Origin of the sequence: Micromonospora sp. AB353, assembly GCF_049538395.1 — a bacterium.
In the GTDB taxonomy this organism is placed as follows: domain Bacteria; phylum Actinomycetota; class Actinomycetes; order Mycobacteriales; family Micromonosporaceae; genus Micromonospora; species Micromonospora aurantiaca.
In genome coordinates, this window is sequence record NZ_JBMVFV010000004.1 from 158,277 (window position 1) to 179,512 (window position 21,236).

Consider the following 21,236-nt stretch of genomic DNA (forward strand, 5'->3'; position numbering starts at 1 on the left):
CCTTCCTCTACCTGAGGCGTTAACAGGGGGCCCTTCCTTGAATGATCGGCGGGCGGCGGGGTAGCGCAGGTGGGAAGGGGAGGGCGGATGAAGGCGATCGTGTACGAGCGCAGCGGGGACGCCTCGGTGCTCCAGGTGGTGGAGCGGCCGGTGCCGGAACCCGGGCCGGGCGAGGTGCTGGTCCGGATGGCCGTGTCGGGGGTGAACCCGACCGACTGGAAGGCCCGCCAGACGTGGCCGCTGCCGGCCGGCTGGCAGATCCCGCACCAGGACGGCGCGGGGGTGGTCGAGGCGGTCGGCGAGGGCGTGGACCGGACGCTGATCGGTGAGCGGGTCTGGGTGTGGGAGGCGGCGTGGCAGCGCCCGTGGGGCACCGCCGCCGAGTACACGCTGGTGCCGGTCCGGCACGCGGTGCCGCTCGGTCCGGCCTCGTTCGACCTGGGGGCGGCGCTGGGCATCCCGTTCATGACCGCGCACCGCTGCCTGACCGCCGGTGAGTTCATGCCGGACAAGTTGCACGCGGGTGCGTTGAGCGACCACGTGGTGCTGGTGCAGGGCGGTGCGGGCGCGGTGGGCAACGCGGCGATCCAGCTCGCCCGCTGGGCCGACGCGTGCGTGATCACCACGGTGAGCAGCCCGGAGAAGGCGCAGCTCGCGGCGGCGGCCGGCGCCAGCTTCGTGATCAACTATCGCGAGCAGGACGTGGTCGAGGAGGTCCGCAAGGTCGCGCCCGACGGGGTGCACACGATCGTCGAGGTGTCCGCCGCCCGTAACGCCGCCGCCGACGTCCGGATGCTGCGTACCGGCGGGGCGGTCTGCGTGTACGCCGACGACGGCGGCGACGAGGTGACGTTGCCGATCCGGCCGCTGATGGGCCCGAACGCGCGCTGGCAGTTCGTGCTGATCTACACCGCGCCGAAGGTGGCGAAGGCGCAGGCGGTCACGGACATCGCGGCGGCGGTGGCGCAGGGCGCGATCCGGGTCGGCGAGGAGGCGGGCCTGCCGCTGCACCGGTATCCGCTGGCGGAGGCCGCAGCCGCGCAGCAGGCGGTGCAGGACAGCGTGGTGGGCAAGGTGCTGGTGAGCACGGCCGACGAGTAGGTGACCGGATTTCCCCGACAGCCGGACAGACGCGAACAAGTTTCGCAACAATGACGGTGCGGGTCACTCCGTAACGGACGGGCGGCCCCGGCGCGGTGCGAACGCCGGGGCCGCCCTCTGGGAGGAATGTCCGTTGGGAACGCGTCCTACCCGTGTAGGCGACGGTACGCCGCGAAACGTTACGACGCGGTCAGTTCCCGCACGTCGAGGCCGCCGTCGGCGTACCGCGAGCGCACCACCTTCTTGTCGAACTTGCCGACGCTGGTCTTCGGCAGCGCGTCGATGAACGCCCACCGCTCCGGCAGCTGCCAGCGGGCCACCGAGCCGGCGAGGAAGTCCCGCAGCTCCTCCGCCGTCACCGAGGCGCCCTCGCGGACCACCACGGTGGCCAGCGGCCGCTCGTCCCAGCGCTCGTCCGGTACGCCCACCACGCACGCCTCCAGCACCGCCGGGTGCGCCATCAGGGCGTTCTCCAGCTCGACCGAGGAGATCCACTCCCCGCCCGACTTGATCACGTCCTTGGCGCGGTCGGTGAGCGTGATGTAGCCGTCCGGTGAGAGCGTGCCGACGTCACCGGTCCGCAGCCAGCCGTCCCGGAACTTCTCCTCGTCCGGGGCGTCGTCGCCGATGTAGCGGGCGGTCACCCACGGCCCGCGTACCTCCAGCTCCCCCACCGACGTCCCGTCGGCCGGCAGCGGCTCGCCGGCCGGGCCGACGATCCGCGCGGTCACGCCCGCCGGGACGCGGCCCTGCGTGTAGCGGTAGCGCCAGGCGTCGTCGCCGGTCGCGCCGGCCGGTGCCCGGGAGACCGAGCCCAGCGGCGACATCTCGGTCATGCCCCAGGCGTGGATGACGTCGATGCCGTAGCGGTCGTGGAACGCGTGCATCAGCGCCGGCGGGCAGGCCGAACCACCGACGATGACCTCCTTCAGCGAGGAGAGGTCCACCTCGTGCGCGTCCAGGTAGGCCAGCAGGTCGGTCCAGATGGTCGGCACCGCGCCGGCGAGCGTGGGTCGCTCGGCGGCGATCATCGCGGCGATCGGCTCGGCCTGGAGGAACCGGTCCGGCATGATCAGCGACGCGCCGGAGAGGAACGCCGCGTACGGCAGGCCCCACGACATCGCGTGGAACATCGGCACGATGGCCAGCTCCCTGTCGTTCGGGCCGAGCCCGAAGCCCTCCGGCATGCAGACCTGGAGCGAGTGCAGGTAGATCGAGCGGTGCGAGTAGGCGACGCCCTTGGGGTTGCCGGTGGTCCCGGAGGTGTAGCAGAGCGCCGCGGCGTCGCGCTCGTCCACCTCCGGCCAGTCGAAGTGGTCCGGACGGTCGGCCAGCAGCGCGTCCCAGTGGTGCACGGTGATCCGGTCACCGGCCGCGGCGAGCAGCGGGGCCGGGTCGCCGCCGCCGACCACCACCACGTGCGACACGGTGGTCATCTCGCCGATCACCCGCGCGAGCAGCGGGATGAGCGTGCTGTCGACGAGGACCACCCGGTCCTGCGCGTGGTTGGCGATGTAGGCGACCTGGTCGGGGAAGAGCCGGATGTTGAGCGTGTGCAGCACCGCGCCCATGCTCGGCACGGCGAAGTACGCCACCAGGTGCTCGTTGTTGTTCCACATGAACGTACCGACCCGCTCGTCGCCGGTCACCCCGCACTCGTCGCGCAGCGCGTGGGCCAGCCGGGCAGCGGCGCGGCCGACCTCCGCGTACGTCATCCGGCGTGGTTCGGCGCCGGTCCAGGTGACCACCTCCGCCGCGCCGTGCACGGTGGAGCCGTGTTCGAGGATCCGGGCGACCTGGAGAGGGGCATCCATCATCGTGCTACGCATGTGTGACAACGTAGTGGCGGCGGTCACATCTGCGGAACCCCCCGGAATCGCCGAGGTGATCACGGATGATGCGTAGATTGTCCGGGTGAGCATCTCGTGGGCCGACTCGTACGTGGGACAGCTACGTGCCCTGGCCGGTGACCGCACCCTGATGTTCGTCGGCGCGCGCGCCGTGGTGCGCGACAACGCCGCCCGGGTGCTGCTGATCCAGCGTTCCGACAACGGCCAGTGGGCGTTGCCGGCCGGTGCCATGGAACTCGGCGAGTCGATCGCCGACTGCGCGGTCCGCGAGGTCCGGGAGGAGACCGGGCTGCGGGCGCTGCGGGTCAGCGCGTTCGCGCTCTACACCGGCCCGGATCGCACCCACACCAACATGTACGGGCACACGTACCAGGTCTTCACCACGGCGTTCCGGGTCGACGAGTGGGACGGCGAGCTGGCCCGGTTCACCGACGAGACCACCGACTCCGGGTTCTTCCACCCGGCCGACTTCCCGCACCCGCTGTCGTCGAGCGTGCACGAGACGCTCGCCGACCTCGACGTGTTCGAGCAGACCAACCGGCTGATCCTCAAGTAGCCGCCGGTCACAGCATCGTCTGCGACTTCGCCTCCATGTCGGCGGCGGCCTCGTCCTTCGACTCCTTCGTCAGCGGCTTGCCGCCCGGCGCCGGCGCCTTCCCGCCGAGCGGGTCGGCGCCGCCGGTGGCGCCCTGCGGGCCGGTGCCGCGCAACTGAAGGTTCGGCATGGCCAGCGTGACAAGCACGGCGATCACGGCGATCAGCCCGGTGGTCAGGAAGACCAGGTGCAGCGACTCGACGAACGCGGCCTGGACGGCGGCGCGTACCGGGGCGGGCAGCGCGAGGATCGCCGCCGGGTCGTTGATCGAGAAGTCCCCACCGGCAGTCACCGCGGCCCGCTGCTCCGGCGGGAGCTGCGCCAGCGCACCCGGCAGCCGCGCGGACATCTCCGAGGTGAGCCGGGACGACAGCACCGCGCCCAGGATGGCCACGCCGAACGAGCCGCCGAGCGACCGGAAGAACGTCGCCGACGAGGTGCCCGCGCCCAGGTCGCGGACGCTCACCGCGTTCTGCACGGCCAGGATCAGCGACTGCATGCACAGGCCCAGCCCGACGCCGATCACCACCATGTAGCCGAACGCGAGCCAGAGCGAGGTGCCCACCTGGAGCTGCTGGAACAGCAGCATGCCGGCCACCAGCACGGCCGCACCCGCCACCGGGAACCACTTGTACCTGCCGATCCGGCTCATCGCCCGGCCGGTGAGCACCGAGGTGACGATGACGCCGGCCATCATCGGCAGCATCAGCAGACCGCTGCGGGTCGGCGAGGCGCCCTTGACGATCTGGAGGTAGAGCGGGATGAAGATGATCGACCCGAACATCACCAGGCCGAGCACGAAACCCGCACCGTTGGCGAGCGCGAACGTGGCGCTGCGGAACAGCCGCAGCGGCAGGATCGGCTCCCTGGTCCGGGCCTCCTGGACGACGAACAGCACGCCCAGCACCGCGCCCGCGGCGAACAGCCCGACGATCACGCCGGAACCCCAGGCGTACTCGGCGCCGCCCCAGCTCAGCGCCAGCAGCAGGCAGCTCACGCCGGCGACCAGCAGCGCCGCGCCGATCCAGTCGACCGTGTGCTCCCGCCGCTCGAACGGCACCAGCCGCATCACGTGCCAGCAGACCACGATGGCGACGATCGCCAGCGGCACGTTGATGTAGAAGATCCACCGCCAGTTGTTCTCCGCGAAGTAGCCGCCGACGAGCGGACCGGCCACCGACGACACGCCGAACACCGCGCCGAACAACCCCTGGTAGCGGCCACGCTCCCGGGGCGACACCACGTCCGAGATGATGGTGAACGCCAGCGTCATCAGGCCACCCGCGCCCAGGCCCTGCACGCCCCGCGTGACGATCAGCTGGGTCATGTCCTGCGACAGCCCGGCCAGCAGCGAGCCGAGCAGGAACATCCCGATGGAGAACAGGAAGACCGGACGGCGCCCGTACAGGTCGGCCATCTTGCCGTACAGCGGCGTCGATGCGGTCGAGGCCAGCAGGTACGCGGTGACCACCCACGAGTAGTGGTTGATGCCGCCCAGTTCGCCGACGATGGTCGGCAACGCGGTGCCGACGATGGTCTGGTCCAGCGCCGCCAGCAGCATGCCGGTCATCAGACCGAACATCAGCAGGCGGATCTGTCGGGCGGGCAACGCGGGACGGGCGGCCTGGGCGGTCATCCCGCTTCCTATCCCACCGGGGGCGGATCATGCCCCCGGTGGGCGTACGAGTTTCAGCGGGCGGCGTGTCGCCCCTCGGCGAACTCCTCGACGATCTTCGCGCAGAACGCCGGCAGGTCGTCCGGCTTGCGGCTGCTGACCAGCCCGTTGTCGGTGACGACCTCCTGGTCGACCCAGTTCGCGCCGGCGTTCGTGAGGTCGGTGCGCAGGCTCGGCCAGGAGGTGATGGTGCGGCCCCGCACCACGTCCGCCTCGACGAGCGTCCACGGGCCGTGGCAGATCACGCCGACCGGCTTGCCGGCGTCGAAGAACGCCTTGACGAACCGGACCGCCTCCGGGTCCGTCCGCAGGAAGTCCGGGTTCGCCACGCCACCGGGCAGGACCAGGCCGTCGTACGCCCCGGCGTCGGCCTCCTCGGTGGTGACGTCGACCTGGTACTGCTTGCCGTGGTCGAGGTGGTTGAAGGCCTGGATCGTGCCGGACTCGATGGAGACCAGCTCGACCTGGGCGCCGGCGTTCTCCACCGCCTCCCGGGGCTTGGTGTACTCGACCTCCTCGACGCCGTCGGCGGCCAGGAAGGCGATGCGCTTGCCCTGAAGTGTCGCTGCCATGCTGTTCTCTCCTCTCCGGGGTACGTCTGAGACGGTTCCCCCGCCCGATGCCGCGAAACCGGACGCATCGGGTGGCCCGCGTCGCGTTTGGCCCGACGGCCCGGGGGGATCCGCAGGGGCATGGCAGGAGCAGCAGCGGAAGAGCGCCGGCTCGCCACCGTGGTGGCGAGCTGGCAGCAGCGTCCCGTGCTGGTCGTCGGGGACGCCATGCTGGACGAGTGGCGGTTCGCCGAGTCGGAGCGGCTCTGCCGCGAGGCGCCCGCGCCGGTCCTCACCCTGCGGCGGCGGATCTCCGCGGCGGGAGGCGCCGCCAACACGGCGGTGAACGTGGCGGCGCTCGGCGGCCGGGCCGCGCTGGTCGCCCCGGTCGGCGCCGACGTCGCCGGCGACGAACTGCACGACTGCCTGGACCGGGCGGCGGTCTGGGACCGTACGGTGAGCCAGCCGGGCCGGCCCACGCCGGTCAAGCGGCGGATGCTCGCCGGCAACCAGATCCTGCTCCGCGAGGACTCCGGCGGTCCGGAGGACGGGCTGGACGCCGACGGCGTGGCCCGCCTGCTGACCGCGCTGCACTGCGCCACCGAGGAGCTGCGGGCGGTGGCCGCCGGTCAGCCGCTCACGCTTGTGGTCTGCGACTACGGCCTGGGTGCGCTGCCGTCGGCGGTACGCGCCTGGCTGGTCGCCAACCGCGACCGGTACGGCACGGTGGCGCTCGACGCGCACGACCTGGCCGACTGGCGCGGACTGAACCCGACAGTGGTGACGCCGAGCTTCGCCGAGGCGACCCGGCTGCTGGCCCGCGCCGCCGCCGGGTTCGCGCACGCCGAGCGGGGTGCCGTCCCCAGCGGCGACGTGCACCTGAACCATGACGCCGACGCCGACGGCCCGTCCGAGCTGATGGTGGGTGCCGCGCCCGGCGGGTCGGGTGAGCGTGTACCGGGCAGCCCGCACCCGACCTCCGGTACGCCCGCCGCCGAGGCCCCCGCCGGCCCGACCGGCGAGCCCATGCCGGGCGAGGAGCGGGTGGCGCTGACCGGCGACGGCCTGAGCGTCACCGGGACCGGCGTGACGGTGAGCGCGGCGGCCGGTGCCGGCGTGGACCGGGCCGTGCTGGCCGAGTCCCGCCTGCCCGAGCTGCGCGCGCACACCGGCGCCGACGTGGTGGCGGTGACCCTGGACACCGAGGGCGCTGTGGTCGGCGGCGCCGAGGGCGAGCCCCGGCGCAGCCACAGCACCCCGGTCCCGGCCAGTCATGCGGTGGGCGCCGGGGACGCGTACCTGGCGGCCATGACGCTGGCGCTCGCCGCCGACGCGGGCCTGCCCACCGCCGCCCAGCTCGCCCAGCTCGCCGCCACCATCACGGTGGCCGACACCGGCACCTGCGTGTGCCGGCGGCAGGACCTGCTGGCCGCGCTCGGCACCGGACCGGATGAGGGCGGACACCCGGCGCTGGTCGGCGCCGACGAACTGGCCGCGCTGGTCGACGAGCACCGGCAGGCCGGCCGGTCGGTGGTGTTCACCAACGGCTGCTTCGACGTGCTGCACCCGGGGCACGTCCGCTACCTGACCCAGGCCCGCGCGCTGGGTGACCTGCTGATCGTGGCGGTCAACTCGGACGGCAGCGTCCGCCGGCTCAAGGGGCCGGACCGGCCGGTCAACCCGGTCGAGGACCGGATCGCGCTGCTGGCGGCGCTGGCCTGCGTCGACCACGTGGTGGTCTTCGAGGAGGACTCGCCGGCCCGGCTGATCGAGGCGGTCCGCCCCGACGTCTACGTCAAGGGCGGCGACTATCCGCCGGAGATGGTGCCGGAGGCGCCGCTGGTCCGGCGGCTGGGCGGGCAGGTGCGCACGCTCGGGTACGTGCCGGACCGCTCCACCTCGGCGATCATCGACCGGATCCGCGCCCACCCGGTCACTGACACGGTCGGCGAGAGCAGGCCGGCGTGACCCGTCCGCTCGACCCGGGCACGCCCGGAGGGTTCCGGCACCACCGGCGGCTCGACGTGCTGATCCCCACCCGCAACCGGCCCGCCGAACTGGCGGTCACGCTGTCCGGGCTGGCCGCCCAGGAGGGCGTACCCGGGTTCGGGGTGGTGGTCAGCGACCAGTCCGACGGCGATCCCGCGTACGCGCATCCGGCGGCGGCCACGATGGTCCGGGCGCTGCGCCACCGGGGGCATCCGGTGCTGCTGACCCGGCGGCTGCCCCGGCGCGGCCTGGCCGAGCACCGGTCGTACCTGCTGGCCCAGTCGGCGGCCGACGCCGTGCTCTGCCTCGACGACGACGTGTGGCTGGAACCGGGCGCGCTGTCCCGCCTGGTCACCGCGCTCGACGAGCTGGGCTGCGGATTCGTCGGCAACGCGGTGCACGGCCTCTCGTACGCCGACGACGTCCGCCCGGACACGCACCGGCACTACGAGGAGTGGACCGGGCCGCCGGTGCCGGAACGGATCATGCCCGGCACGCCGCAGTGGCATCGGGCGTCCATCCACCCGGCGGCGAACCTGCTGCACATCACCGAGAAGCTGAACCTGGCGGCGGGCGAGTGGCGGGCGTACAAGGTCTCCTGGATCGGCGGGTGTGTGCTCTACGACCGGGCCAAGCTCGTCGACGCCGGCGGCTTCGACTTCTGGGAGCGGCTGCCCGAGCGGCACCAGGGTGAGGACGTCGCCGCGCAGCTCGCCGTGCTGGAGCGCCACGGCGGCGCCGGGGTGCTGCCCAGCGGGGCGTACCACCTGGAGTCGCCGACCACTGTCACCGAACGCGACGTGGAGGCGTGGGAGGTGGTGCTCAGCGAGTCGCCGGCTGAGGTGTGAGCAGCTCGCGGGCCGCCTCGACCACCTCGGCGACAGGTACGTCGGCCACGAACGACACCCGGTGCGGGCACTCGCCGTCGCCGGGCCGGTGCGGGTAGATCCCGGGTGTGCAGTCGACTCCGCAGACCGGGCAGTGGGTGGTCCAGGCAGCGATCGGGCGGTGCCGCCCGCGCAGCGGCGACGCCCCGTTGATCAGGTTGCCGACCCAGAAGACACCGACTGTCGGCGCGCCCACGGCGGCGGCCAGGTGCAGCGGGCCGGTGTCGTTGGAGACCACGAGCGCGCAGTCCGCGTACGCGGCCGCGAGCGCGCCCAGGCTGAGCGTGCCGACCTGGGGACGCACCGGAACGCCTGCCGCCGCCACCACCGCGTCGACCGTCTCCTGCTCGGCGGGGGTGCCGGTGACCAGCACCTCGTACCCGTCTCCGGTCAGCTCGCGGGCGACCTCGCCGAAGCGTTCCGGCGGCCAGCGCCGCCGCGTGTCGGTGGCGCCCGGGTGCAGCGCGACCCGGGGCCGGGTGGGTTCGCCGAGCACGGCGGCGGCTTCCGCCCGGTCGGCGGCGGTGACCGCCAGCGCCGGGGTGATCGTGGTGGCGGGCGCACCGACCAGGGCGGCCACCTCCAGGTAGCGGATCACCTCGTGCTGGTAGTAGACGTAACGCAGCCACCGGTCCAGCGGCGGCGCGCCCTCGGCCCGCAGGCCGGCGGTGACCCGGGCGCCGAGCCCGGCCACGAACGGGTTCGAGTTGCCGCCGCCGCCGTGCACCTGCAACGCCAGGTCGAACCGTTCGGCGCGGGCGGCGGCCAGGAACGCCGGGACGTCACCCGGCGACTCGCCGGGCCCCGGGTCGCGGATGCCGGGCGCCGCCGGCACCACCAGCACCCGGTCCACCGGGCCGGGCCGGTCGCGCCAGAGCGCCGCGTGCCACGGCGCGCCGAGCAGCACGATCTCCGCCGACGGGTACGCCGACCGCAGCGCGTCCAGCGCCGGCAGCACGAAGATGAAATCGCCGAGCGCGTTGGCGCGCAGCACGGCGATCCGCTCGACATCCGGGACGCGCTCGCCGACCGGCCCGAGCGCCGACGGCCCCAGGTCGCGGCGCGGCGAGTCGGAGTCGCTCGACGGGCTGGTCACGCGGCCCCTACGGCCTGTCGATCTCGTCGAGCGCGGTGTCCGGGTGGTGCAGCTCCCGGTCCGCGGCCGGGTCGGCGGGCATCTGCGTACGGTCGGCACCCGGTCGCGGGCCGGTCCGGCCGACGGTGATGGTGCGCGGCGCGGGCCGGGTCGCCCGGGGCAGGCGCACCCGGAGCAGGCCGTGGTCCATCACCGCGTCGATCCGGTCCGGGTCCACGCGGGACGGCAGGTCCACGCGGTACTCGAAGCCCCGGGTGGTGAACCCGCCCGGGATGCCGTGGTCGGCGTTCACCTCGGCCTCCGACCGGGCGCGGACGCACAGCTCGCGGTCGTCCAGCTCGACGGCGACCTCCTCCGGCGCGACGCCGGGGAGCCGGACGACCACCTCCCAACCGTCGGCCGTCTCGGCCAGGTCCACGTCCTGGCTGCCGGACCGTCCGCCGACCAGCCGGCTCAGTTCGGAGCGCAGCGACTGGAGCTCGCCCATCGGATCCCAGCCCTGCTGACGGCCACGCCAGCCCCGACCGCCGCCCTGTTCCGTCATCGCGCGTCTCCGATCCGCTGTGTCGCCGAGGGGGGTCGCAGCGAGCTGGGCGCGTTGAGGTCGTGCTCCGGGTCGACGCCGACACCGAGCCGGTCCACCAGTTCACCGCCGAGCCACGCGCTCACGCCGAGGATCGCCAGGGCGACCACCTCGATGGCGATCAGCGCGCCGCCGGCCGCACGGGAGTCGGCGTTGAGCCGGACCGCCCAGACCGCGGCGAACAGCAGGATGACCGCCACGTTGGCGGCGGCGTGGGTGACACCGACCCGCTTGGCGCGGGTGCCGGCCGGCAGGGCGAGCAGGTCGAACGCCCCGGCCGCCGCGGCCAGCAGGCCGCCGATCAGACCGACTGTGATGTTCCAGTACGCGACCTCGGCCAGGAAGCCGGGCCCGCCCACGGTGTCCACCACATCGAAGATCACCGCGGTCACGAAGAGCGCCACCGGGAACATCACGAGCATCGGGTGCACGGGATGGCCGAGCACCTTGAGCCGGCTCTCCATCTCGGCCTCCATCCGTCACGTCCGGCCGCACGCTGCGAACCGGTCCCTACCCGCCGGCCCCGGGGGCAAACCCGGCGCTCGACGCGCTCTCCTAGGCTGACAGTGGCGGATCGCGGCCCGTCGCGGGGCGAAACCGCCGTCAAGGTCAACGGACGGGGGAGGAAGACGTGACGACCCGGGAGATCACCAGCGAGTCCGACCTACGTGAGCTGATCGGCACACCGATGCCGCGCGCTGCCGCCAAGGACCGCCGTACGCTGCACGAACGCGACCGGGAGTGGCTCGCCGCCTCGCCGTTCTGCCTGATCGCCACCGCCGGCGCGGACGGCACCTGCGACGTCTCCCCCAAGGGTGACCCGCCCGGCTTCGCGCTGGTGCTCGACGACACCACGATCGCGATTCCGGAGCGGCCCGGCAACCGGCGGGCCGACGGCTACCGCAACATCCTGGCCAACCCGCACGTCGGGTTGATCTTCCTGATCCCCGGCCGCACCGACACGCTGCGGATCAACGGCCGGGCCCGGCTGATCGCCGACGCGCCGTGGTTCGCCGGCATGGAGGTCAAGGGCCACCGGCCGGTGCTGGCCGTCGAGGTCGCCATCGAGCAGATCTTCTACCACTGCGCGAAGGCGTTCCTGCGCTCCGAGCTGTGGCAGCCGGAGACCTGGCAGCCGGACGTGCTGCCGACGCGGGCCCGGCTGATCAAGGAGGTGGAGGCCCCGGCGGAGAGCCTGGCCGACCTGGAACGCCACTACGGCCCGGGCTACCTGGAGACGCTCTACCGCTGAGCGCGTCGGCGCCGAGCGGTGCGTTCGCGTCAGCGCCGGACGTTTCGCTTGCGTTTGCCCCGGCCGGTGTAGGGGCGGCCGTCTCCGACCGACGCCGGCGCCACCCGGCGCAGCCGGACGGCGCGGTCCTTGCCCGGCCGGGCTGCGCGGTCGTGGCCTGGCCGGGCGGCGCGCCGGATGCGGGACAGCGTCAGCACCACGCCGGCGCCCAGGGCGACCAGCCCCACCACGCCGAGTACGCCCTGCACGCGCCCGCGATGGCCGCTGAGCTGCCCGAAGTCGGTGACGAAGTCGCCCGGGTCCGCCGGGTTGACCCAGATCGGCACCTCGGTGCCCGCCGCCCGGCACACCTCGAAGCAGGGCACCTCCTGCGCGTGCGTCCGGCCCTCGACGACGTAGCTGAAGTACATGGTGCTCGACGAGGAACTCCGGTTGCCGCCGCTCTCGGTCACCTGGTCGACTACCGTCGCCCGGGCGGGCGTACCCCGCTCGCGCAGCGTCACCGCCCAGTCGTCGAGCGCCGACTGGGTGTGGAACGGCAGCCAGAGCAGGGCGGCACCGGCGACCGCCAGCAGCGCGTACGCGAAGCTGAGCCAGAGCGGCCGACGCATGATCACGCCGATATCGTGACCGGGCGCCGCAACCCCCGGGCGAGCTACCCGGCCGGGCTGAAGCGCGCCGGCACGCCGACGTCGGACAGGGCGCGGGCGAGGTGCGGCGCTGTCGTCTTCACGTACGCCGCCCCGATGTGCGAGCCACCCCGGTAGATGAGCACGTTGCCGAACACCACGGGGCACCTGTCGGTCGGGCAGACGGCGTCGAACAGGTCGATCATCTTGACCTTCGGCGCGCCGGACACCGCCTGCCGCTGCATCCGGTAGGCCGGGTCCTGGTCGTGCCGCTCCCTGTCGAACGCGCACCGGGACAGGCGCTTACGGTTCTTGTCGGCGCACGTCACCGCCGGGCCGGGGCCGGGGTTGTTGGCGAGCACGACGACCTGCGTGCCCACGGCGTCGAGCTTCTTCCACGCGGACCGGACCCCGGCGACCATCGCCTCGACCGTCGGCTCCTTCGCGTCGCTGTCGAAGGCGCGCGCCGCGCCCTGCGAGGTGACCAGGTAGTCGGGTCGCTCCTCGACCAGTTTGCGCATCAGCGACCGGTTCCAGTCGATGCAGTCGGTGTAGAGCTTGCTCGGGTCGTCGGCCCGGACCGCCGGCGCGCTGGTGAACGGGCACGACGCCTTCGCGGCGATCAGGATCTTCCAGTCGTTCTGCTCGGCCAGCACCTGGAACGCGGGCAGCCACTGGTCCATCTTCGAGTCGCCGACGAGCGCGACGGTGGTGGCCGCGTTCGGGTTGCCGTACGTGCAGGACAGCACCTCGGCGCCGTCGACCTGCTGGAAGCACTTGTCCCGGTTGGTGTCGGGCACGTCCATGAAGCCCTGCCGGATCTGCAGCGGATCCGGTTTGATCACGTCGAACCGCTCCGGGACCGGGCCGATCGGGGCGGTGCCGGGCGCTGTCGACAGCAGCGCGGCCCCCGGGGCGTACTGGCCCTTCGTGGTGGTCGCGGCGGCGGCCCACGCGCCCATCAGCACCAGCACCATGCCGGCGCAGATGCCGGCGAGCGTGAAGTTGCCGCCCAGGCTCAGCGCCAGACGCGGCGACGTGGAGATCTTCCGCGAGTAGCGCAGCGGGTTCTCCACCAGCCGGAACGTGATCCAGGCCGGGATCACCGAGGCGAGCGCCACCAGCAGGCCCTCGGTCAGCGACAGGTCACCGAAGTGGGCGGCGGCCACCACGAGCATCGGCCAGTGCCACAGGTACAGCGAGTACGACAGGTCACCGATCCACTGGAACGGGCGCGTGCCGAGCACCATCACCGGCCCCCGGGAGCCGGCTGCCGCGCCGGCCGCGATCACCGCCGCCGCGCCGAGCGTGGGCAGCGCCGCCGCGTACCCCGGCCATGCGGTCTTCCCGCTGACCAGCAGCGCCGCCGCGACGATCGCGGCGAGGCCGAGCCATCCGAGGACGACAGCCACGGACCGGGGCATCCGCGCGGCGCGGACCGCCAGCAGCGCGATGGCGGCACCGACGCCGAGTTCCCACAGCCGGGTGGTGGAGACGAAGAACGCCCGCTGCGGCGAGTCGGCCGTCTCGATGATCGACCAGACGAACGACGGCACCGCCAGCACCGCGAGACCGACCCACAGGGCCGGCCGTACGTTCGCCCGCCGGAGCTTGCGCGCGGCGAGGATGGCCAGCACGATCAGCAGCGGCCAGAGCAGGTAGAACTGCTCCTCCACGGCGAGCGACCAGAAGTGCTGGACCGGCGACGGCGCGACGTCCTCGGCCAGGTAGTCGACAGCGCGGTCGGCGAACCGCCAGTTCACGATGTAGGTCGCCGCCGCGGCGATGTCGCCGCCGACGACCTGCCACTCACTTCGGGGTACGAACAGCCGGACCGCGACGGCGGTGGCCGCCAGCACCACGGTGGCGGCGGGCAGGATGCGCTTGGCCCGGCGCGCGTAGAAGCCGACGAGCGAGACCCGGCCGCTGCGCTCGATCTCCGAGATGAGCTGCCCGGTGATGAGGAAGCCGGAGATCACGAAGAAGACGTCGACGCCGACGAAGCCACCGGGGATGAACGGCAGCCCGGCGTGGTAGAGCAGCACCAGCCCCACCGCGACGGCCCGGAGCCCGGCGACGTCGGCCCGGAACCGGCTCGGCGTCGCTTCCCTGCCCGGCTCGCGCGTGGTCGCCGTACCGCCCGGCTCCTCGGAGGGTGAACCTTCCCGATCGGCAACCTTCGTCAACGGCGGGGAAGTCATCGCGATCCTCAAACTCTGCGGGCTGGGGGCGAGGGAACGATAGCGGCTGGTCACTCGGCGGGACAATCGCGCCGCGTCGTACGCCTCACCGCCGCGTGGCCGCCGACCTCGATGCGGTTGAATCGGCTGCGTGGCGAAGACCCTGACGATCACCACCCGCAACGCGAGCTTCCAGCAGTGGCAGGCGCTGCTGACCAACCGCACCAAGCGGCAGCGGTCCGGGGAGTTCCTGGTCCAGGGGGTACGCCCGATCACCGTGGCCCTGGAGCAGGGCTGGGAGATCCGCGCCCTCCTGTACCCGGACCGGCAGCCGCTGTCCCGCTGGTGCCGTGACCTGCTCGACCGCGCCGACGCCCGGCGGGTCGCGCTCGCGCCGGAGCTGATGCGGGAACTGAGCGGCAAGGAGGAGGAGTCGCCCGAGCTGCTCGCCGTGGTGGCCCAGCCCGCCGACGACCTGGCCCGCATCCCGGTCGGCCCGGCGATGCTCGTGGTGGTCTTCGATCGCCCCAAGACCCCTGGCAACATCGGCACGCTGGTCCGCTCCGCCGACGCCTTCGGCGCGTCCGGCGTGATCATCACGGGCCACGCCGCCGACCCGTACGACCCGAAGGCGGTCCGGGCCAGCACCGGGTCGCTGTTCGCCGTACCGGTGGTGCGCGTCGCCAGCCACCGCGACGTCCTGGACTGGGTCACCGCGGTGCGCGCGGACGGACGTCCGCAGGTCCAGATCATCGGTACGGACGAACACGGAGACGTGGACGTCGCCGCGCACGACCTGACCGGCCCCACTCTCCTGCTCATCGGCAACGAGACGCACGGGCTCAGCAAGGGCTGGCAGGAGGCGAGCGACCGGATGGTGCGCATCCCGATCGTGGGGGCGGCGAGTTCGCTGAACGCGGCGGCGGCCGGGACGGTGGCGCTCTACGAGGCGGCCCGGCAGCGCGCCGGGCGCCGGTAGCGGTTGCGCCGCCACCCGGCGTTGTCGGCGTGCACGTCGACCCGCCGTACCCTGATCGTCGTGCCGCGTCGGTGACGGTGACCGGTCACCGGCGGCCCGCGAGCACCGCCTCCGCCCACTCCCAGAGTCGGTCGGCGGCGGCCGGGTCGACGGCGTGGGCGGCCACCCCGCCGGTCGCCTCCGGGCCGCCGGCGACCACGTCGACTTCCTGGTTGTCGTCGAAGTAGCGGCCGGTGACGCCCTCGACCAGCGGCGACGCGGCGAGCAGCACTGAGGTCGCCGCGCCCTGGGCGGTCGTCTTGAAATAGGGCTGCTCGATGCGGTTGCCCGCCTCGTCCATCGCGCCGAAGGCGCGCAGTGTCTCGTCATCCATGTGCCGCTGGAGGTGGGTGGTGATGAAGCCCGGGTTCAGCGCGTTGGCGGTGATCCCGTCGCCGCTCCACCGTCGCGCGATGCCCACCACGAGCAGGACCGCGGCGGTCTTCGACCGGCCGTATGCCGCCCAGCGGTCGTACGGCTGCCGCTCGAACTGCGGGTCGTCGAAGTCGAATGCCTCCCGCAGGTGCGCCCCGGAGCTGACCGACACCACCCGCGCCGACCCGGCCGCCCGCAGGTGCGGGTGCAGGCCCCGGGCGAGCGCGAAGTGGCCCAGGTAGTTGGTCGCCAACTGGAGTTCCCAGCCCTCGGCGGTGAGCTGCCGGGTGGGGATCGCCATCACCCCGGCGTTCGCCACCAACGCGTGTAGCGGACCGTCCCAGCCGGCGAGGAACGCGTCCACCGAGGAGAGGTCCGCCAGGTCGAGCGCGGCGGCGTGGACCCGGCCGGCGAACTCCGCCACCAGCGGCTCCGCCCGGGCCGGATCGCGGGTGGCGACCGTGACCTCCGCCCCGGCGCCGGCGAGCGCCCGGACGGTCTCGGTGCCGATACCGGAGGCCCCGCCCGTGACGATCATCCGGCGTCCGGTGAGGTCGACGCCGTCGAGGATCTCGGCCGCCGTGGTGCGAGCCGTGAACGGGGTGCTCAGTCGGTTGGTCTCTGTCATGACATCCACGCTAGGAGCACGAGCGTTGGACTGTCCGTACTCTGGAGTCCACCACTCTTCAGCGTGCGTCCAAGGAAGGGGATGAGGTGGATCCGCTGGACGACGTGCTCGCCCTGCTCGGCGCGACGAGCCACGTCTCGGCCGCCCTGACCGCCGGCGGGCGCTGGGCGGTGCGCTTCGACCCGCCGACCGGGGTCAAGTTCAACGCCGTACGGCACGGACGCTGCCTGCTGCGGGTGGACTCCGCGCCGGAGCCGGTGCCCCTCGACGCGGGCGACTGCTTCCTCCTGACCCGGCCGGTGAACTACACGCTGGCCAGCGACCTCGACGTGCCGGCCGCACCAGCCGGACCGATCTTCCAAGCGGCGTCCGACGGGGTGGCCCGGACCGGCTCCGGCGACGATGTTCTCCTCGTCGGCGGCGCGTTCTCCTTCACCGACCGCTCCCGTGACCTGCTGCTGGACAGCCTGCCACCGGTTATCCACGTGCCCGCGGCGACACCGGAGGCGGAAACCGTCCGGTGGGCGGTCGGGGAGATCGACGCCGAACTCCGGCGGGGTCGCCCGGGCGGACGACTGGTCGCCGACCACCTCGCGCTGGTCATGCTGATCCGGATCCTGCGTCTGCACCTCGACCATGGAACCCCGTCCGGCTGGCTGGCGGGCCTGACCGACCCGGTGGTCGCCCCGGCCCTGCGCGCGATGCACGCCCACCCGGAACGTCCGTGGACCGTCGCGGCCATAGCCCGATGCGCCGCGGTGTCCCGCTCGACCCTGGCCGCCCGGTTCAAGCAGGTTGTCGGCTACGGCCCACTGGAATACCTCACCGGCTGGCGGATCGAGCTGGCCGCCGACCGGCTCCGCCGCTCCGAGGACACGATCGCCACCATCGCCCGCGCCGTCGGATACGGTTCGGAGAGCGCGCTGAGCGTGGCGTTCAAGCGGGTCACCGGACTCTCGCCCCGGGCGTACCGCAAGGCCCACCACCAGCCGGAGCGGAAAGCTGCGCCGCCCGCTCCTCCCGAGCCGCGGTGAGGTGGCTCGGCCTTCAGGAAACGGCGAAGCCCAGGTCGTTGACCTGGGCTTCTGTACCGAGCCGCCTGACGGAATCGAACCGTCGACCTACGCATTACGAGTGCGTCGCTCTAGCCGACTGAGCTAAGGCGGCAACGATCGTCAAGTGTACGGCACGCCCCGCCGGAAGCCGAACCGGATCCCCCCGCCCCCGAACCCGGATACCGGACCACATCCGCCCCGCCACGGGAGAGACTTCGCGCCCGGTCCGGACTACCCTGCGGCGGGTGACCGACGAACCGCCGCGACCACCGGCTCCCGAGGCGCATCCCGGCGAGCGGGCCACCCGCCGCCCCCGCGGCATCGACCCCCGGGAGCTGGGTTTCACCCCGCGCCGGCCGGTGCCCTGGCTCGCGCCGCTGCTGCTGATCAGCACCGGCCTGCGGACGTTGCTGGCCATGCTGTTCGGGGCGTACCTGGACAAGCGCGAGTTGCAGAACGCGTTCGGCGACGGCACGTTCCGGCAGGTCGGGCCGGACGGCGGGCTCTGGCTCGACTACGTGGCCGACCTGGGTGACGGCTTCGACGCCACGTACTCGGTGGCGTACCTGCTCGCCCAGCCGGAGTTGACAGTGGACGGGCATCGCCTTCCCCGCGCGCAGACGCTGGTGATGGGCGGCGACCAGGTCTACCCGGCGGCGGGCTACGAGGCGTACGAGGACCGTTGCAAGGGCCCGTACCAGTCGGCGCTGCCTGTCGCCCCGCCGGAGCAGCCGACGCTGTTCGCGGTGCCCGGCAACCACGACTGGTACGACGGGCTGACCGCGTTCCTGCGCCTGTTCGTGCGCACCCGGGACCGGCACTTCGGCGGCTGGGGCACCGGCCAGTCGCGCTCGTACTTCGCTGTCGAGCTGCCGGCCGGCTGGTGGCTGCTCGGCCTCGACGACCAGTCCGGCTCGTACCTGGACGACCCGCAGCTCACCTACTTCGACGAGGTGGCCCGCAAGCTCACCCCGGAGTCCAAGGTGATCCTGGCGGTGCCGGCGCCGACGTGGGTCAAGGCCGTCGACCACCCCAACGCGTACGACTCGATCGACTACTTCATCCGTACCCTCGTCGCACCGACCGGGGCGCAGGTGCGGGTGCTGGTCTCCGGCGACCTGCACCACTACGCCCGCTATGCCGGCACGGACCGGCAGCTCATCACGTGCGGCGGTGGCGGCGCCTACCTCTACCCCACGCACCGGCTGCCGGAGAAGCTGGAGGTGCCGCCGCGTGACACGCTGACCCGCCGGGCCAGCAACACCCAGGAGTACGACCTGGCCGCGCGCTACCCGGACAAGGCGCGCTCCCGCCGGTACGGCTGGGGGATCTTCGCCCGGCTGCCGTTCCGCAACCCGGGTTTCACCACGTTGCTCGGCACCCTGCACACGCTGCTGATGCTGGCGATGGCCGGGGTGGCGGTGCAGCGGGTGGGCACCACCGAGCAGCGCCTGTTCAGCGTGCCGCTGGCGATCATGCTGGTGGTGGCGATGATGGGCGCGGTGTTCTTCGCCAAGCCACCGACGGCGGGCGGGAAACGGCACGCCCGGCACTGGATCCTCGGGGTGGCGCACGGGTTGGCCCAGATCGCCCTCGCCGCCGGGGGCACGTGGGTCTGGTTGCAGCTGCCGTTCTACGACTGGCCGTGGCCGCTGCCGGCGGTCGCCGCGGTGGTGCTCTACGGGCCGGTGAGCGGGCTGGTGGCCAGCCAGCTCGTGGCGCTCTACCTGCTGGTGGCTGGAGCGTTCGGGGTGAATCTGAACGAGTTGTTCGCGGCGCAGGGCATCGAGGACTCGAAGGCGTTCCTGCGGTTCCGGATCGACAGGGACGGCACGTTGACGATCTACCCGATCGCCGTCGACAGGGTGTCGCACGACTGGCAGTTGAACCCCGACCAGTCCCCCACCGCCTCCTGGCTGACCCCGAAGACCCCGCTGACCCCCCGCCTGGCCGAACCCCCCATCGTCATCCGCTGACCCCCACCCGGCACACACCCGAGAAAAGACGAGGGAGGGAGGAGAGGCAGCGGGTCAGGGCTGGGGGTAGTGCTGGTCGTGGGCCTGCCTGGGGCCGCACACCGACGCGCGGGAGCACATCGAGCGGGAGCCGTCGGCGTCCAGGCGGACCGTCACCGCGTCGCGCGGGACACTGTGGCCGACCACCTTGCCCTCGCCCTGCGGCGTGGACACCCGGCTGCCGACCGCCGGGGCCGACTCCTGGAACTTCTGATACAGCGGGTGCTCGTACTTCAGGCAGCACATCAGCCGCCCGCACGCCCCGGAGATGCGCAGCGGGTTGAGCGGCAGGTCCTGGTCCTTCGCCATCCGGATGGTCACCGGCTCGAAGTCGGTCAGGAACGTGGCGCAGCACAGGTCACGCCCGCAGGAACCGATGCCGCCCTGCACGCGGGCGGAGTCCCGGGCGGAGAGCTGCCGCAGCTCGACCCGGCAGTGCAGCGTGGCGCCCAGGTCGCGGACCAGCGAGCGGAAGTCGACACGGTGCGGCGCGGTGAAGTAGATGGTGGTGCGGTCACTGCCGTTCTCCGGCGTGGCCAGGACGTGGTCCACGGCGACCACCTTCATCGGCAGGCCGTGTTCGCGGATCAGCCGCTTGGCGGCGACCTTCGCCTCGGCCTTGCGCCGGCGCAGCATCTCGTCGCGGCGCAGGTCGTCGTCGCCGGCGATCCCGGCCAGTTTCGGGAAGCTGTCGGTGTCCTCACTGACCCACTGCGCGGCCCACACGCACTCGGCCACCTCGGGCCCCTCGTCGGTGGGCACCAGCACCCGGTCGCCCACCTGCGGGCGCAGCTCGCCCGGGTCGAGGTAGTAGAGGCGCCCGTACCGGTTGAAGCTGACCGCGCAGAGCATGCCCATACGCCACACCCTACGCGGATCGACGACCGCCGCACGGCACACCTGTCGCCGCCCGGTCACCCACCGCAGCGATCATCGACGTCGACCCGGCCGAACCGGCCCCATCGCCTCGCCCGGACGGTTGAATCTCCGGCGGGCCCCTGACAAACACCGCCCGGACGCGTTGAGTGAAGGCATACCTGCGGGGGGTGCAGGGGAAGGCCACGGCGTCGCCGCCGTCACCCGGCCACGGCCGGATCGGCGCGCGACGCCGTGGACCGTCAGTAGCCGATCCGGGTGGTGCCGCCGTAGCGCGGGGCGGTGGTGGCGCGGTCCCGCCACTGTGTCTCGGCCAGGCTCGGCCCCCACTGGCGCAGCAGCGTCTCGGCGCCGTCGTAGGCCACCCCGAGCACACCCAGGATCCTCGTGGCGATCTCGGCCGCGGCGGACGCCCCGGCCCGTCCGGCCTCGACGCCGGGCCGCGTCGACGCGTGCACCGCGACCGCCTCGGCCGAGCCCAGCACCTCGGCCAGCGCCCGGGCCAGCGCGGCCCGGCTGCCCTCCACCCAGCCGGCCAGCGCGTCGGCGTAGCCCGCCGTCGACTCCAGCCGACCGACCAGGCTGTCCGGCCCTTCGTCCAGGTGCCGCAGCAGGGCGGTACGTGCCTCGTCGTATGCCGACGCGGCGGCACCGGACCAGGCGACCTGGTCGGCCAGCAGGGCGCAGGTGTCGTCGTACCCCCGGACGAGCCGGCGCACGGCGTGGCCGGCGCCGGTCAGCGGCGCGGGATGCAGGTCGAGGAACTCGCGCACGGCCGCGCCGGGAAGCACCTGCATGCGGCGCAGCAGCGGCCACAGCCGATGCCCCTCGGGCGCGCCGGCGGCCAGCAGCGTGTCGACGCGGGCGAGCAGGTCGAGCCC

At 73.0% G+C, this 21,236-nt stretch carries 19 protein-coding genes and 1 tRNA gene; 8 read left to right on the plus strand and 12 right to left on the minus strand.

What is annotated here, in order from left to right:
• The first annotated feature begins 87 nt into the window (after positions 1-87).
• The gene (locus ACPCK6_RS03700; protein ID WP_423480332.1) at positions 88-1,101 is read left to right on the plus strand and encodes an NADPH:quinone reductase; all 1,014 of its coding nucleotides are present in this window, start codon (positions 88-90) and stop codon (positions 1,099-1,101) included.
• A gap of 179 nt (positions 1,102-1,280) precedes the next feature.
• Here ACPCK6_RS03700 and ACPCK6_RS03705 read toward each other — a convergent pair whose 3' ends face one another.
• Positions 1,281-2,915 carry a fatty acid--CoA ligase gene (locus ACPCK6_RS03705; protein ID WP_423480342.1) on the minus strand — a complete coding sequence of 545 codons (1,635 nt, stop codon included), beginning with the start codon at positions 2,913-2,915 and terminating at the stop codon, positions 1,281-1,283.
• A gap of 100 nt (positions 2,916-3,015) precedes the next feature.
• Here ACPCK6_RS03705 and ACPCK6_RS03710 point away from each other — a divergent pair, with 100 nt between their 5' ends.
• A complete protein-coding gene (locus ACPCK6_RS03710; protein WP_018785677.1) occupies positions 3,016-3,507 on the plus strand; it encodes an NUDIX domain-containing protein in 492 nt (163 codons plus the stop codon).
• 7 nt (positions 3,508-3,514) lie between these two features.
• Here the strand turns inward: ACPCK6_RS03710 and ACPCK6_RS03715 are convergent, their stop codons facing one another.
• Both ACPCK6_RS03715 and ACPCK6_RS03720 read right to left on the minus strand, forming a co-directional pair.
• Positions 3,515-5,182, minus strand: a complete 1,668-nt coding sequence (locus ACPCK6_RS03715; RefSeq protein ID WP_423480333.1) for an MDR family MFS transporter — start codon at positions 5,180-5,182, stop codon at positions 3,515-3,517.
• Positions 5,183-5,235: 53 nt separating this feature from the next.
• Positions 5,236-5,793 carry a type 1 glutamine amidotransferase domain-containing protein gene (locus ACPCK6_RS03720; protein WP_030274416.1) on the minus strand — a complete coding sequence of 186 codons (558 nt, stop codon included), beginning with the start codon at positions 5,791-5,793 and terminating at the stop codon, positions 5,236-5,238.
• A 120-nt stretch (positions 5,794-5,913) separates the two neighbouring features.
• Here ACPCK6_RS03720 and rfaE2 point away from each other — a divergent pair, with 120 nt between their 5' ends.
• Entirely contained in the window at positions 5,914-7,740 is a 1,827-nt protein-coding gene (gene rfaE2 / locus ACPCK6_RS03725) for a D-glycero-beta-D-manno-heptose 1-phosphate adenylyltransferase (RefSeq protein ID WP_396882066.1), read from the plus strand.
• On the plus strand, positions 7,737-8,609 hold the full coding sequence (locus tag ACPCK6_RS03730) for a glycosyltransferase family 2 protein (protein WP_423480334.1): 873 nt from the start codon (positions 7,737-7,739) through the stop codon (positions 8,607-8,609). Before rfaE2 ends, ACPCK6_RS03730 begins: the two co-directional genes overlap by 4 nt.
• On the opposite strand, the gene ACPCK6_RS03735 is transcribed toward ACPCK6_RS03730, so the two are convergent.
• Genes ACPCK6_RS03735 through ACPCK6_RS03745 form a run of 3 tightly spaced genes read right to left on the minus strand, consistent with a single transcriptional unit; the run spans position 8,584 to position 10,791 of the window.
• Positions 8,584-9,744, minus strand: a complete 1,161-nt coding sequence (locus ACPCK6_RS03735; RefSeq protein ID WP_423480335.1) for a glycosyltransferase family 9 protein — start codon at positions 9,742-9,744, stop codon at positions 8,584-8,586. The two genes, ACPCK6_RS03730 and ACPCK6_RS03735, sit on opposite strands and share 26 nt — an antisense overlap.
• A gap of 7 nt (positions 9,745-9,751) precedes the next feature.
• Positions 9,752-10,288, minus strand: coding sequence for an Hsp20/alpha crystallin family protein (locus tag ACPCK6_RS03740; RefSeq protein WP_318332031.1), 537 nt, complete (start codon positions 10,286-10,288; stop codon positions 9,752-9,754).
• Positions 10,285-10,791, minus strand: coding sequence for a DUF2231 domain-containing protein (locus ACPCK6_RS03745; RefSeq protein WP_318332030.1), 507 nt, complete (start codon positions 10,789-10,791; stop codon positions 10,285-10,287). The genes ACPCK6_RS03740 and ACPCK6_RS03745 overlap by 4 nt, the downstream gene beginning before the upstream one ends.
• A gap of 167 nt (positions 10,792-10,958) precedes the next feature.
• On the opposite strand from ACPCK6_RS03745, the gene ACPCK6_RS03750 reads away from it, so the two are divergent.
• Positions 10,959-11,579, plus strand: coding sequence for a pyridoxamine 5'-phosphate oxidase family protein (locus ACPCK6_RS03750; RefSeq protein WP_396882063.1), 621 nt, complete (start codon positions 10,959-10,961; stop codon positions 11,577-11,579).
• Between the two features lie 29 nt (positions 11,580-11,608).
• Here ACPCK6_RS03750 and ACPCK6_RS03755 read toward each other — a convergent pair whose 3' ends face one another.
• Together ACPCK6_RS03755 and ACPCK6_RS03760 are read right to left on the minus strand one after the other, a co-directional pair.
• Positions 11,609-12,190 (minus strand): DUF3592 domain-containing protein, encoded by a 582-nt coding sequence (locus ACPCK6_RS03755; RefSeq protein ID WP_423480343.1) that lies wholly within the window; start codon positions 12,188-12,190, stop codon positions 11,609-11,611.
• Positions 12,191-12,234: 44 nt separating this feature from the next.
• The gene (locus tag ACPCK6_RS03760; protein ID WP_396882062.1) at positions 12,235-14,409 is read right to left on the minus strand and encodes an acyltransferase family protein; all 2,175 of its coding nucleotides are present in this window, start codon (positions 14,407-14,409) and stop codon (positions 12,235-12,237) included.
• Between the two features lie 130 nt (positions 14,410-14,539).
• Here ACPCK6_RS03760 and ACPCK6_RS03765 point away from each other — a divergent pair, with 130 nt between their 5' ends.
• Complete coding sequence (locus tag ACPCK6_RS03765) at positions 14,540-15,367, plus strand: TrmH family RNA methyltransferase (protein ID WP_423480336.1); 828 nt, start codon at positions 14,540-14,542, stop codon at positions 15,365-15,367.
• 85 nt (positions 15,368-15,452) lie between these two features.
• Here the strand turns inward: ACPCK6_RS03765 and ACPCK6_RS03770 are convergent, their stop codons facing one another.
• Entirely contained in the window at positions 15,453-16,409 is a 957-nt protein-coding gene (locus tag ACPCK6_RS03770) for an SDR family NAD(P)-dependent oxidoreductase (RefSeq protein ID WP_318332026.1), read from the minus strand.
• 86 nt (positions 16,410-16,495) lie between these two features.
• On the opposite strand from ACPCK6_RS03770, the gene ACPCK6_RS03775 reads away from it, so the two are divergent.
• Complete coding sequence (locus ACPCK6_RS03775) at positions 16,496-17,443, plus strand: AraC family transcriptional regulator (protein ID WP_423480337.1); 948 nt, start codon at positions 16,496-16,498, stop codon at positions 17,441-17,443.
• Positions 17,444-17,502: 59 nt separating this feature from the next.
• On the opposite strand, the gene ACPCK6_RS03780 is transcribed toward ACPCK6_RS03775, so the two are convergent.
• Positions 17,503-17,576, minus strand: a tRNA-Thr gene (locus ACPCK6_RS03780).
• Between the two features lie 133 nt (positions 17,577-17,709).
• On the opposite strand from ACPCK6_RS03780, the gene ACPCK6_RS03785 reads away from it, so the two are divergent.
• Entirely contained in the window at positions 17,710-19,440 is a 1,731-nt protein-coding gene (locus ACPCK6_RS03785; protein WP_422750692.1) for a metallophosphoesterase family protein, read from the plus strand.
• Positions 19,441-19,494: 54 nt separating this feature from the next.
• Here ACPCK6_RS03785 and ACPCK6_RS03790 read toward each other — a convergent pair whose 3' ends face one another.
• On the minus strand, positions 19,495-20,337 hold the full coding sequence (locus tag ACPCK6_RS03790; RefSeq protein ID WP_013473593.1) for a PSP1 domain-containing protein: 843 nt from the start codon (positions 20,335-20,337) through the stop codon (positions 19,495-19,497).
• Between the two features lie 260 nt (positions 20,338-20,597).
• The coding region (locus ACPCK6_RS03795) for a hypothetical protein (RefSeq protein ID WP_423480338.1) at positions 20,598-21,236 on the minus strand (639 nt) is incomplete at its 5' end.